Raw genomic sequence first — 13,072 nt, 5'->3', positions numbered from 1 at the left:
TGAGAAATGCAGCACCGCCATGGAGAATTTTAGCTGGCACCAGATGCAAGAAGACGACCTGCACGAGATCGACCAGATCATGCAGCAGACCTATCCGCATTTGCCGGAGGATGTCGACTGTGTTCGGGAACGTGTGCGACTGTTTCCTCATGGCTGTCATGTGCTGCGACAAAACAATAGAGACGCCCTCCTCGGCTACATCATCTCGCATCCATGGGAAAATCGCAGTATCCCGCCGCTTTCCAGCTTACTTGGCTCCCTGCCCTTTAAGGCCGAAGTCTATTATATTCACGACATAGCCCTGCTGTCGGAAGCACAAGGCATTGGCGCAGCCCGAGCTGTTCTTGAGCAGTTGAGCCAGGTCGCCCGCAGTCTTTACATCAACACGTTTGCGCTGGTTGCTCTGGACACCGCCAATGAATTCTGGCGGGCACGTGGCTTTCGAGCAGTGCACGAACAACTACTCAAGGATAAACTCAGAGCATATGGAGCGAACGCACACTACATGCAGCGTGGTGTCGACTAGAACGGCCTGTCTTTGACCTGCTCCATACAAACGAATGTGGATGTCTGGGCTACATAAGGCATTTCAGAGAGTTTTTCTCCCAGTACTCGACGATAACTTCCGATATCCTTGGTTCGCACTTTCAGCAGATAATCAAATCCACTTGCAATCATGTGGCATTCTTCGATCTCTGGGATTTCCCGCGCAGCTGCGTTGAAAGCTTCCAGTGAGCGTGAGCGCGTGTCGTTAAGTTTGACCTGTACAAACGCGATATGACCAGCACCTAACTTGGTGTGATCGACTTCTGCCCGATAGCCAAGAATGTATCCTGCATCCTCCAGTTTCTTCATGCGAATTTGGCAAGGCGTTTTAGAGAGGCCTACCTTTTTCGCAAGGTCAGTGACAGTGATGCGCCCGCATTTTTGCAGTTCTTCTACAATCTTACGATCAAAATCGTCCAATTTCTCCATGATATGCCATTTTATTATTCATAACGACCATTTCGACTGAATATCAAAGTCGATTAGTCTTTACCATCAAAAAATACAGGAAACATCCCTATGGGTATTTTGCTAATGTCAGCTCAACAATAGGTATTTAACAGTAGGGAGCACGGCATGGGATCAGAGGCTACGCCGGAGATCATCCGCAACAAAATCAGAGATAACTACCTTCCTGACGAAAATCAGGTGGTTCAGGAGCTCATTTCATCCCTGCAAATGGATGAGGCTTCGCGTAAGCGGGCATCTGATAAAGCGGCAGATTTGATCTCAGATTTGCGGGCGAACACTTCTCCAACAATCATGGAGAGTTTTCTCGGCGAATACGGCCTCTCAACTCAGGAAGGCATTGCGCTGATGTGCCTTGCGGAAGCTTTGCTTCGCGTGCCTGATGCCCAGACAATTGATGCGTTGATTGCGGATAAGATTACTCCAAGTGCCTGGGGAGAGCACCTGGGTCAGTCTTCTTCCACACTGATCAACGCGTCCACATGGGCGCTGCTGCTGACTGGTAAAGTTCTGGCGCAAGATGATCAGGGGCTCGTTGGCACCATTCGCGGAGTTGTGAAGCGCCTTGGTGAGCCTGTGGTTCGTACTGCTGTTGCGCAGGCGATGAAAGAATTGGGTCGCCAGTTCGTTCTTGGCCGTACCATCCGCGAAGCCATGCGTAATGCACGCGCTGAAGAAGGCAACGGCTTCACCTTCTCCTACGACATGCTTGGCGAAGCTGCCCGGACCGAGGCTGATGCGAAGCGCTATCATCTGTCCTACTCCAAAGCGATTACCGCGCTTTCCAGCAATTGCACGAAAGCAAGCATTCGCGAAAATCCAGGCATTTCAGTCAAGCTTTCTGCTCTGCACCCACGCTATGAGTTTGCCAAGCGCGAACGTGTGATGAAAGAGCTGGTACCTCGCGCGCTCTCCCTTATCATGCTGGCGAAGTCCTCCAATATGGGCTTCAACATTGATGCAGAAGAAGCGGATCGCCTCGACATTTCCCTTGATGTGATTGAAGCGTTGCTGGCGGATCCTGCAACTGAGGGCTGGGACGGTTTCGGTATTGTTGTACAGGCGTTTGGTCCACGTGCAACTCACGTGATCGACTGGCTCTATGCGGTTGCTGAGAAGTATGATCGCAAGATCATGGTGCGCCTCGTGAAAGGTGCTTACTGGGACAGCGAGATCAAGCGTGCACAGACCCTCGGTATTGATGGCTATCCGGTCTTCACCCGTAAGGTATCCACCGACATCTCCTACACTGCTTGTGCTGAAAAACTGCTGGGTATGACGGACCGCATCTATCCGCAGTTCGCAACTCACAATGCGCACAGTGTTGCAACCATTCTGGAATTGGGAAAAAATCTTCCGCTAAGCTCCTACGAGTTCCAGCGTCTGCATGGCATGGGCGAAGCGCTTCACGAGCGCGCCATGAAGAAACACGGCTCCAACTGCCGCATCTACGCTCCGGTTGGTGCACACAAAGACCTGCTGGCTTATCTGGTTCGCCGCCTCTTGGAAAATGGCGCGAATAGCTCCTTCGTTCACCAGATCCGCGATGAAAACGTGACTCCAGAGGCGATTGCACAGGATCCGCTGGCGCATATCGAGAAGTATGGCGAGCATGTTGGCAACTCCAAGATCCCTCTCCCACCAGCGCTTTACGGTGCGGGACGTAAAAACGCAAAGGGCTGGGACCTGAGTGATACACGCCAGGAAGCTGAGTATGTTGAGAACCTGAAATCCTTCTCAGCAACCAAGTGGAACGGCCATCCTGTCATTGCGGCTTCCGTCAAGAACGCTGAAGCGGTGAGCGTGAAAAACCCTGCAAATCTGCGGGATGTTGTTGGCAGCGTAGCGACCGCGACGCCTGAGCAGATTGAAGCGGCTTTGACTACCGCACATAACGGCTGCGCTGAGTGGGCAGACAAAAGTGCGGAAGACCGTGCTGTCATTCTGCGCAAAGCGGCAGACCTGTTTGAAGAGAATGCTCCTGAGATCTTTGCCCTGCTGACACGTGAAGCTGGCAAGACCTACATGGATGCCATCAACGAACTGCGTGAAGCGGTAGACTTTGCACGTTACTACGCGAACGAAGCGATCCGTCTTGATGAGCGTGATGGTAAAGGCGGCCTTCGTGGTCCAATTACCTGTATCTCTCCCTGGAACTTCCCGCTTGCGATTTTCTCAGGACAGATTTTTGCAGCTCTGGCAGCTGGCAACCCAGTGCTTGCCAAGCCTGCGCCACAGACACCACTGATCGCAACGTTTGCTGTTGGCCTGATGCACAAGGCTGGCATTCCTGTTGAGACTCTGCAGTTGCTGCCAGGTGCTGGTGAAGTTGGTGCTGCGTTGACATCTGACAGCCGTGTGGCTGGTGTCTGCTTTACCGGGTCCACCGGAACTGCGCAGCACATCAACCGTGCTATGGCAAAAGCGCTTGCTCCATCTGCACCGCTGATCGCTGAAACAGGTGGCCTTAACGCTATGATCGTGGACTCCACGGCTCTGCCTGAGCAGGCTGTTCGCGATGTGATTGCTTCCAGCTTCCAAAGCGCGGGTCAGCGTTGTTCAGCGCTACGTATGCTGTACGTTCAGGAAGATATCTTTGAAGATTTCAAAGCGATGCTCCTGGGTGCCATGAGTGAGCTGGAACTGGGCGACCCATCAGCCTTGTCAACGGATGTTGGTCCGGTGATTGATGCAGCTGCACAGAAGAAGATTGCTACACACTGTGAAAAGTGGGCTGAAAAAGGTCGCGTTATCAAACAGATGAAGGCCCCAACCAAAGGTCACTTCATTGCTCCGACACTGATCAAACTGGACGGTATCGAAGAGCTGGACGAAGAAATCTTTGGGCCTGTTCTGCACATTGCAACCTTCAAGGCAGAAGAGATCGACCAGACGATTGACGCGATCAATACAAAAGAGTTCGGTCTGACATTTGGTCTGCATACCCGTGTGGATAGCCGTGTTCAGCACATTGTGGAGCGCGTGAAGGTGGGCAACCTTTATGTGAACCGAAACCAGATTGGCGCGATTGTTGGATCTCAGCCATTTGGTGGTGAAGGTCTGTCTGGTACTGGCCCGAAAGCAGGTGGTCCTCACTATGTGGCTCGGTTCCGTCTTGCAGACACGTCAGCGGCGACCAGTGTGGAGCTGAGCAAAACCGTCTCCGCCGAGGATATCTTTAAAGCACGAGGGGCATTACGCACCAGCACGTGGGAAGGTAACTTCGGTCGCTTCACCGAGCTGGCAACCCTGTTTGAGAAGGAAACAGGTCTACTGAACCGTGTTGCGGCTGATCACGCACACAACATGCCTGGACCAACCGGTGAATCCAACCGCCTTTATGCTGCGCCACGTGGCACCGTGCTTTGCCTTGGCCCGGATACAGAAAGCCTGAAGCATCAGGTGGTTCTGGCTTTGGCAGCTGGCAACGGGGTGATTGCTGTTGGACAAGACGCTGAAAAGCTGGCTGTGAAGCTGCGCACTCTTTCCGCTCCAATCGTCGCATTAGAAGGCAATCTGGCCGTTGGTGCGCTGAAAGAGCTTCAAGGTGTTGATGCCGTTGCAGCGAACCACGCTGAGCAAGAGCTGAAGGAAATGAAGGCTGAGCTTGCCGAACGTGAAGGTGCACTAATGCAGCTGATTATGGAGCGTAACCAGCCTGAGCGCTATCAGCTGGAACGTCACCTCTGCATTGACACAACAGCGTCTGGCGGCAACGCGAGCCTGCTGGCTGCGACAGAAGACTAAGCTGTTCTTAAACAACAAAAAAGCCGCCTCAATCTGAGGCGGCTTTTTTCGTTTTGAACCACTATCAATGACTATGACGCGGTAGACCTTTTTGCGCGATACGCTGGTATTTGACTGCTGGCTTCAGCACCATGCCTTCATCAAACTGATCTACGATACCGCGCTGGATTTCCTGCCATGGTGTTTGATGCTCAGGGAATTCATAGCCACCACTTTCAGCTAGCTCCTGCTTTCGCTTCGCCAGCTCCTCCTCAGAGATCAGCACATTCGCTTCCCCCTTGTTCAGATCAAGGCGAACGATATCTCCGTTACGCAACAAAGCGAGACCACCCATGACAGCGGCTTCCGGGGATGCGTTGAGGATAGAGGGAGAGCCGGAAGTGCCTGACTGGCGACCATCACCGATACATGGCAGTGCATCAATGCCTTGCTTCAAGAGTTCATCCGGCGGCTGCATGTTCACAACCTCAGCACCGCCCGGGTAACCGATCGGGCCAGTTCCGCGAATGACGAGGATTGTGTTGGCGTCAATGCCAAGAGCCTCGTTGTTGATGTTGTGGTGGTACTCTTCAGGGCCATCAAACACCACAACCTTGCCCTCAAAAGCATCTAAATCATCTGGATTAGACAGATAACGCTCTCTGAAATCCTTTGAAATCACAGAGGTTTTCATGATTGCGGATTTAAAGAGATTGCCTTTGAGGTTGAGGAGCCCGGCATCTTTCATCATCGGCTTATCATAGGGGTAGATCACGTCGTAATCAGCGACAGAGCTCTCGCCGTAGATTTCACCTGTGGTCTTTCCTGAAACAGTGACAGCATCTTTATGGATGTGGTCGTGTTTCATCAGCTCTGAGAAGATGCCCGGTATGCCGCCTGCACGATGGAACTCTTCTGAAAGGTAAGCCCCAGCCGGTTGAACGTTGGCAAGCAGTGGGATTTTATGGCCTAGGTTCTGCCAATCATCGTTGTGCAGCTCAACGCCGATATGTCGTGCGATAGCGTTGATATGTATTGGCGCATTGGTTGAACCGCCGATGGCCGAGTTCACTGCAATTGCGTTTTCAAACGCCTTGCGTGTGAGGACATCTGACGGCTTTTGATCGTCATGCACCATCTGCACGATCCGCTTACCGGTCTCATATGAGATCTGGCCACGTTCGCGATATGGCGCGGGGATAGAGGCGCAACCTGGCAGGCTCATGCCCAGAGCTTCTGCAAGCGAGTTCATGGTTGAGGCAGTGCCCATGGTGTTGCAGTAGCCGACGGATGGCGCAGAGTCTGCGGCCATTTCCATGAACTCTTTGTAGTCGATCTCTCCGGTCGCCAACATCTTGCGGGCTTTCCAGATAACCGTACCGGAACCAACACGCTCCCCCTTGTGATAGCCATTGAGCATAGGCCCAACAGTTAAGCAGATGGCGGGAATGTTGACGGTTGCGGCGGCCATGAGCAGCGCTGGCGTGGTCTTGTCACAGCCGATGGTCAAAACAACACCATCGAGCGGATAACCGTAGAGCGTTTCGACAAGGCCGAGATAGGCAAGGTTGCGATCAAGCGCTGCAGTTGGGCGTTTGCCGGTTTCCTGAATAGGATGAACAGGAAACTCGAAGCAGATGCCGCCCATTTCGCGGATGCCTTCGCGCACGCGCTCTGCCAGCACCAGATGGTGGCGGTTGCACGGGGATAAATCGGACCCCGTCTGGGCAATACCGATAATCGGTCGGCCTGACTGAAGCTCTTCACGCGTAATGCCGTAATTCAGGTAGCGCTCCAGATACAGTGCGGTCATGCCTGGATCGTCTGGCGAGTCAAACCACTCTTGTGAGCGGAGTTTTGTTTTTGGAGCTTCAGTCATAGCTCTTCAGTTCCTTCCCGAACCAGAGCAACCCCTGCTGGAGGTAACTCCAATCCATCCAATTCCGCTGCATCAGCGAGACGCAGCGCTTTCAAATTCATCTTATTTTTCGAATAGTTATAGTAGAAAGTGCCGACAGATGTTTTGCTTCTTCTCAATCCACTCGGCAATTCCACCTTATCAATTTTCGCAGGTTTGAAGACCTCATCCAGAATGGCACTCATGAGTGTTGGGTCGGCCCAGGCGGAGACGTAGTAGATGTTGTTTTCGCCCATGAAGATCGGTTGGCCGCTCTCGTCTTCGAACAGGATTGGCAAGCTGGTGGTGACCTCTTCTTGCCAGACGTAGGCTTTGCCGCGTTCCTGATCCGCAAGGTCGGAGACAGGTGTCGCGAACGCTTTCGGGCTGGTGCTGACGCGCAGAACCTCAACGCCTTCAAAGGGTTCAGGAAGATGAAGGGTCTTTTGAGAGATCTGGTAGTTCTTGTCTTTTTGCGCAAGACGAGGACCACCGAGGACGACACCGCCGAACTCGATGTAGGCTTTGAGGTTTTCTGAGAGTTCCTCGCTCATTGCATAAAGGGCGGGGACAATGACCAGCTTGTAGGGGGATAAGTCCTGGGAGGCTGGTCTGATGACTTCTACATCGACGCCCTTTTGTCTCAGCGCACGGTAGTAGGAGAGGACGAGACGGAAATAGCTAAAGTCTTGACCCTGCTGCTGAGTTTCGTGTGCCCAGTGGCTTTCGTAGTCAACAATGAGTGCAACAGGAGCTTCTGACGGGGTGAACGCGCCCAGCTCCTCAATTTCGCGGGCAACCTGAGCGGCTTCGACATACGCCTGCGCTGGCTTATTATCGGTCTGCTTGAGCCCTGCATGCATTTGCTCCTGTGCAAACGGAGCCTGTCGCCAGCGGAAATAGCTTGTAGTTTCAGCACCATGGGCGAAAGCTTCCCAGCTCCACAGGCGCACCATTCCTTTCAGTGGGATCGGGTTATACGGTGCCCAATTCACGGGGCCGGGTTGCAGCTCCATGATCCAGAGGCGGCCATGACCCGCTTGTCTGTAAAGGTCGTGGTGGAAGGCCTGATAATCGGGATCGCCTTGCTGGAAATAGTCTTCCCAGTAGCCATCAGGTGTGCCCAGCGGGTTTTCCATCTGATATTGGCTATGGAACCCAAGGGGATAGCAATCCCAGCTGGAGATATCGAGCTGGTCTCCGACCTTGTAGTGGTCGAAGGAAAACGTGTTGCCCATGAAGTTATGGAGGATTGAGCGGCCCGGAGAGAGCTTGCGCAAGATATCAACTTGCTCTCCGTTGAACTCAGCGACTTGATCTGATGAAAACCGTTTGAAATCAAGCCTGTGAGACGGGTTACTCTCTGTCACCGTCAGGTTTGGCAGATCGACCTGCTCAAAGCTGTTGTATTCCATTGACCAGAACACATTGCCCCAGGCTTCGTTCAAGGCTTTGATATTGCCGTACTTTTGCGCCAGCCAGAGTTGGAAGGCTTTGTGGGCGGAGCCAGACCAAGAGCGGACAGTCTCATGACAGCCGTACTCATTGTCGGTTTGCCAAGCTGCGACGGAGGGGTGATTACCATATCGCTCAGCGAGGATTTCTGTGATCCGGCGGGATTCCCAGCGGTAGCCTTCGTGGGAGAAGCAGTAGTGGCGGCGGCTGCCGAATTTTCGGGGGTGGCCGTTCTCGTCAACGGCGAGCATGTCCGGGTGTTTATCCACCATCCAGCGCGGCGGGGTCGCGGTTGGGGTGCACATCACGATCTGGAGACCCGCACTTGCGAGAGTCTCAATTGCGCTGTCCAACCAGTCCCATGAGAAACGCCCGGGTTCAGGCTCAATGCGCGACCAGGCAAACTCAGCGATGCGCACATAGGTAATGCCCAGCTCGGCCATTTCTTTGGCGTCTTGCTGCCATAAGTCCTCTGACCAATGTTCTGGGTAGTAACAGATACCTAAGTGTTTCTTATCGCTCATGAGATCACATTTGTAGTTCAGGGTCTGGCAGACCTGGAGTATCAATAGGGACTGCAAAAACCGATCCAGCGAGAGGCTCTTTCGCCAATTGCTCCTCACTCAGGTTTTCGCGAGCCGTTGTAATGAACAGCGTTTTGTAGTCGGCCCCACCAAACGCAGGACAAGATGCCTGACTTGCGTCAATCTCAATAATGCGATCCACCATTCCATCAGGTTTATAGCGAACGACTCTGTATCCGCCCCATTGAGCGTTCCAGAGATATCCCTCAGCATCAACCACGGAACCGTCGGGGCCAAATCCTGTCCCGGAGATATCAGCAAATATCTCCGCGGGCCCTTCTGGCAGGCCAGTTTGCGTATTTAGTGACCATTTGATGATCTGAGATGTCACCGTGTCTGAAAAGTACGCAGTGTCCCCATCTGGCGAGAAACAAAGGGAATTCGGGATTGTGATGTCGCTGGCAACCTTCGCTAATTCCCCTTTGAAAAAACGATAAAGGCTGCCTGCGCCTTTTTCTGCTTTGTGGCCCATGGAGGAAATCCAGAACCCGCCGGTACGGTCGGTGCGGGCGTCGTTGGAGCGGGTGACGGGGTTTTGGTCCTCTACAGGGAGGATAAGGTTGCGAGTGTGCGTTCCCGGAGACCAGCTATACAGACCTGTTGCAGAGGATAACATGAAGTCATCGCTGCTTGGGATCTGCGCAAAGGCAGAGACCGGTTCGTCGAACTTCCATGTTTCGATGTCACCGGTTATGCCCTTTTTCAGCACCAGATGATTGTTGATGTCCACCCAAAACAGCGCGTCGTGGCGGGCACTCCAAAGAGGACCCTCCCCTAAGCTGCATTCTGTTTTGGCGAAAACATATGGTTCACTCATGCACTCTCTCCGAGTTTGAGCGCATCGTATGCTGCAACCATTTCTTTTGCGTTTTCAGAAACCTGCATCGCCGTAAAGCCCGGCTTGTACAGATTGCTTGCCATGCCGAAGCCCTGACAGCCTGCTTCCACATACTGCGCAAATTCCGCAGGGCCGACACCGCCAACGGCGTAGACCAGAGTTTCTTTTGGCAGAACTGCACGCACTGCCTGAATGCCTTTTACTCCCACCTGAAAGGCCGGGAAGATCTTGAGTGCATCAGCCCCTGCCTTCAGTGCGGCAAAGCATTCTGACGGGGTGAGAACTCCCGGATAGGAGGCCATGCCTTCTGCCTTGGTGGTGCGGATAACGTCTTCATCGTAGTTGGGAGAAACGATGAAGGTTCCACCTGCTGCGCGGACCTGTTTGACTTGCTCTGCGGTGAGAACTGTCCCCGCGCCGATGGCGGATAACTTGCCGAACTTGTCCTGCACCATGGTGATAGATTTGAGGGCGTCCGGTGAGTTGAGAGGCACCTCGATCTGTGAAAAGCCTGCTTCTATAAGCACTTCCACAATATCCAAAATCTCAGCAGGCTTCACTCCACGGAGGATAGCCATGAGGTTGCGCTCTGGTGTTTGTTTAACTGTTGTCATTGAGTGCCCCTTGTCTGACGGCGGAAAGTCCTTTGAGCGCTGCTTTGTCTGCATCATGCACGATCGGCGTTAAGCCGAGATGCTGCAGGGCGAGTGCGTAATTTTGAGCGAGTTTGCTGCCACCGACGAGGTGGACTTGCCTGGGTGGATTGTCCCCGCACTTTGCGAGCATGTCGAGAAGCTCTGTACCGATAACAAGTGCGGAAAGTTTGGAAGCGCCTGCCTGTGTGCTGGTGTCGTTGAGCAGTTGTCCGGCACGCAGGCCAAACAGGTTGCCGAGCAGTGTAGCTTCCTGATTTTTCAGCTGATCCAGCGTGGTGAGGAAGACATCCTTGTTCAGCTCTGCTTCTGTGTCCAGTGAATGGCGGAGGATGGATTGTTTGGCGATCAGCGCGAATAACTCACCACTCAGGAAGGTGGAGGTTCGCGTTACTGTCCCCTCTTCCATCTCCACCCATTTGCTGTGGGTGCCAGGCAGGCAGAAAACGCCGGATTTGTCGGATAACTCATCCAGAATGCCGAGCAGGAGTGTCTCTTCTCCGCGCATAACATCCGGATGTTGCTCTGATTTTTGGCAGAGACCGGGCACTATGAACGGTTGGATGCGGGCATTCCTTGTTTTGGGTGCAACCAGATGCTGGTGCAGTTCTGTCAGTTTGGTTGGCACAGGCACATATTCCGCCTCTTGCCAGCCCTGACGGCTGCCAGCCATGCCGCAAATGAACACTTGCGTTGGTTTTGCGTTGCTATGTAACCAGTCTCCGATCAGACCCAGCAAAACTCCTTCAAATTCAGAAGGTTGCAATGTCCCCGCACCTTGCGTTGATTTTGCGTTGTTTTGCGTTACACCGTTTTCGTCAATCAGCCATGCGCGAAGACTGGAGGTCCCCCAGTCCACGGCGACCCAGCTGCTTGCCTTTGTGATCTGACGGAGGTCGTTATTTGGCGATGCCACTTGGTTCACTTATGCCCCCTGTTCCCTTTTATGTTTATTATTAGCTTTAGGCACTTCCTAAGCGCCTTCGGCATTGATTGATTTTTGGAAGCAGGATTGCTTGGGACATTCCTGCTTCCGGTATTCTGTTAGCCCTTGGTCGCCCCCAGCGTTAGCCCTGCAATGAAGTGCTTTTGCATGAGGAAGAACATGATGACCGGCGGCATGGCTGCAACGACGGACCCGGCTGATACCAGATGCCATTGTGCAACCCACTGACCGTTGAGCGAGATGATGCCACCTGTGACCGGCATGGCGTGCGTGCCCTGCACCAGAACGGTCGCCCAGAAGAAATCGTTCCAGATGAAGGTGAAGATGAGCACCGACAAGGCCGCGATGGCAGGCCGCATGAGTGGCAGCACCACGAACCAGAAGATGCGTAGCTCAGAGACGCCTTCCACACGGGCGGCTTCGATCAGTTCACTTGGCAGTGCCTTGATGAAGTTGCGCATGAACAGCGTACAAAAGCCCGTCTGGAAGGCCACGTGAAAGAGCACCAGACCTGTCACCGTGTCGTAAAGGCCCATCTTGAGCGTGAGATCACGAACCGGCACCATGAGGATTTGGAAGGGTACGAAGTTGCCAGCCACGAACATGAAGAACAGCCAGAGATTGGTTTTGAACTTGTAGGTCGCCAGCGCGTATCCGGTCAGGCATGACAAAGCTATGGCACCAATCACGGTAGGAATGGTGACCTTGAACGAGTTCATGATGAACAGGCCCATGGGCGTGTTTTGGAAAACGGTCAGGTAGTTGCCCAGCTCAAACGAGGATGGCACGCCGAAGTAGTTGCCCATGGCAAGGTCTGAGCCCGGGCGGATGGAGGTGACCATGACGCCGATCAGCGGCAAGAGCCAGACCACTAAGGAGATTGGCAGGGCCACCTTGTAGGCGACACGGGTTGGTGCGGATGCATTTGCAACGGGAGTTGGAAACATCTTAGTAGCCCTCCCTCTCATCTTTGAGCATACGCACAATGAAGAGCGTGATGAACACCATCATGATGGCGAAGAGCACAACAGCGATGGAGGCTCCGTAACCCATGCGGAAGCCATATTCAGACAGTGCTTGCTCGTACATGTAATAGGAGAGCACACGACTGGACCCATACGGGCCGCCGCTGGTCATGATGGAGACCAGATCAAACGAGCGTAGCGCGCCGATGATTGTGACGACAACTGCGATGAAGGTGGCTGGGCGCAGCTGCGGAATGATGACATACCAGAGCATCTTCCAGCCTTTTGCCCCATCCAGCCGCGCCGCTTCAATCTGGTCTGGCGAGACGTTGTTGAGGCCCGTCAGGTACAGTATCATGCAATATGCGATCTGCGGCCAAAGGCCAGCAACAATGATGCCATAGGTGACAAAGCGCTCATCAGCAAGGATGGCAATGCCTTCCACGCCCATAAACTCCAGCAGCTTGGTGAACAAACCGAAGTTGGGGGCATAAAACCACGAGAAGATGAGGCCGACAACAATCTGACTGATGACAAACGGGAAGAAAAACAGAGACTTATAGATACGGATGCCCGTCACAGTCTGATTGAGGAAAATCGCAATCAGCAGTCCGGCAGGCACCGCCAGCATGTACAGCACGAGCCACAACACGTTGTTGTACAGCGCGGTGTAAAACGCCTCGTCATCTATAAGCTCAATATAGTTTGCAATGCCGATGAAGGTTTTGACGCCGATGCCATCCCACTCATACAAGCTGATCCAGAGTGACTGGCCGATTGGCGCGATCACATAGACCAGAAACATCACAACACCCGGCGCTAAAAACAGCCAGGGTGCAAGTTTGCGCTGGTTGGCAATCCACTTTGCCGATCTGGTTTTGCTGGCGCCTGATGTGGCAGGTCCTCCAGAAAACTTTGGTGAGTTTCCGGAAGATACAGGAGCCAAGGCCTGCTCGCTCATCTATGTCCTCCTGCAGAAGATCATGCTTCTGCG

10 protein-coding genes are annotated in these 13,072 nt (G+C 53.4%); 2 read left to right on the top strand and 8 right to left on the bottom strand.

Annotated features, from left to right (window positions below; genetic code table 11):
• The first annotated feature begins 19 nt into the window (after positions 1 to 19).
• Positions 20 to 526: a GNAT family N-acetyltransferase gene (locus tag PsAD13_RS06570; protein ID WP_063317617.1), complete on the top strand. Its 507-nt coding sequence runs from the start codon at positions 20 to 22 to the stop codon at positions 524 to 526.
• Here the strand turns inward: PsAD13_RS06570 and PsAD13_RS06565 are convergent.
• Complete coding sequence (locus PsAD13_RS06565; RefSeq protein WP_063290746.1) at positions 523 to 975, bottom strand: Lrp/AsnC ligand binding domain-containing protein; 453 nt, start codon at positions 973 to 975, stop codon at positions 523 to 525. The two genes, PsAD13_RS06570 and PsAD13_RS06565, sit on opposite strands and share 4 nt — an antisense overlap.
• Before the next feature lie 147 nt (positions 976 to 1,122).
• On the opposite strand from PsAD13_RS06565, the gene putA reads away from it, so the two are divergent.
• Positions 1,123 to 4,761, top strand: a complete 3,639-nt coding sequence (gene putA / locus PsAD13_RS06560) for a bifunctional proline dehydrogenase/L-glutamate gamma-semialdehyde dehydrogenase PutA (RefSeq protein ID WP_063317616.1) — start codon at positions 1,123 to 1,125, stop codon at positions 4,759 to 4,761.
• A 64-nt stretch (positions 4,762 to 4,825) separates the two neighbouring features.
• Here putA and PsAD13_RS06555 read toward each other — a convergent pair whose 3' ends face one another.
• The 7 genes from PsAD13_RS06555 to PsAD13_RS06525 form a co-directional block, all read right to left on the bottom strand.
• On the bottom strand, positions 4,826 to 6,619 hold the full coding sequence (locus PsAD13_RS06555; protein WP_063317615.1) for an IlvD/Edd family dehydratase: 1,794 nt from the start codon (positions 6,617 to 6,619) through the stop codon (positions 4,826 to 4,828).
• On the bottom strand, positions 6,616 to 8,616 hold the full coding sequence (locus PsAD13_RS06550; protein ID WP_063317614.1) for a beta-galactosidase: 2,001 nt from the start codon (positions 8,614 to 8,616) through the stop codon (positions 6,616 to 6,618). The genes PsAD13_RS06555 and PsAD13_RS06550 overlap by 4 nt, the downstream gene beginning before the upstream one ends.
• A gap of 4 nt (positions 8,617 to 8,620) precedes the next feature.
• Positions 8,621 to 9,493 carry an SMP-30/gluconolactonase/LRE family protein gene (locus PsAD13_RS06545; RefSeq protein ID WP_063317613.1) on the bottom strand — a complete coding sequence of 291 codons (873 nt, stop codon included), beginning with the start codon at positions 9,491 to 9,493 and terminating at the stop codon, positions 8,621 to 8,623.
• Complete coding sequence (locus PsAD13_RS06540; RefSeq protein ID WP_063317612.1) at positions 9,490 to 10,128, bottom strand: 2-dehydro-3-deoxy-6-phosphogalactonate aldolase; 639 nt, start codon at positions 10,126 to 10,128, stop codon at positions 9,490 to 9,492. Before PsAD13_RS06540 ends, PsAD13_RS06545 begins: the two co-directional genes overlap by 4 nt.
• A complete protein-coding gene (locus tag PsAD13_RS06535) occupies positions 10,115 to 11,092 on the bottom strand; it encodes a 2-dehydro-3-deoxygalactonokinase (RefSeq protein ID WP_208986466.1) in 978 nt (325 codons plus the stop codon). Before PsAD13_RS06535 ends, PsAD13_RS06540 begins: the two co-directional genes overlap by 14 nt.
• A 119-nt stretch (positions 11,093 to 11,211) precedes the next feature.
• Entirely contained in the window at positions 11,212 to 12,060 is an 849-nt protein-coding gene (locus PsAD13_RS06530) for a carbohydrate ABC transporter permease (RefSeq protein WP_063286916.1), read from the bottom strand.
• A gap of 1 nt (position 12,061) precedes the next feature.
• Positions 12,062 to 13,039, bottom strand: a complete 978-nt coding sequence (locus tag PsAD13_RS06525; protein WP_244271722.1) for a sugar ABC transporter permease — start codon at positions 13,037 to 13,039, stop codon at positions 12,062 to 12,064.
• Positions 13,040 to 13,072 lie beyond the last annotated feature (33 nt).

Origin of the sequence: Pseudovibrio sp. Ad13 (genome assembly GCF_001623225.1) — a bacterium.
Taxonomy (GTDB): Bacteria; Pseudomonadota; Alphaproteobacteria; order Rhizobiales; family Stappiaceae; genus Pseudovibrio.
Note: the sequence above shows the minus strand (reverse complement) of the source record. Positions and strands in the feature narration are given on the sequence as shown.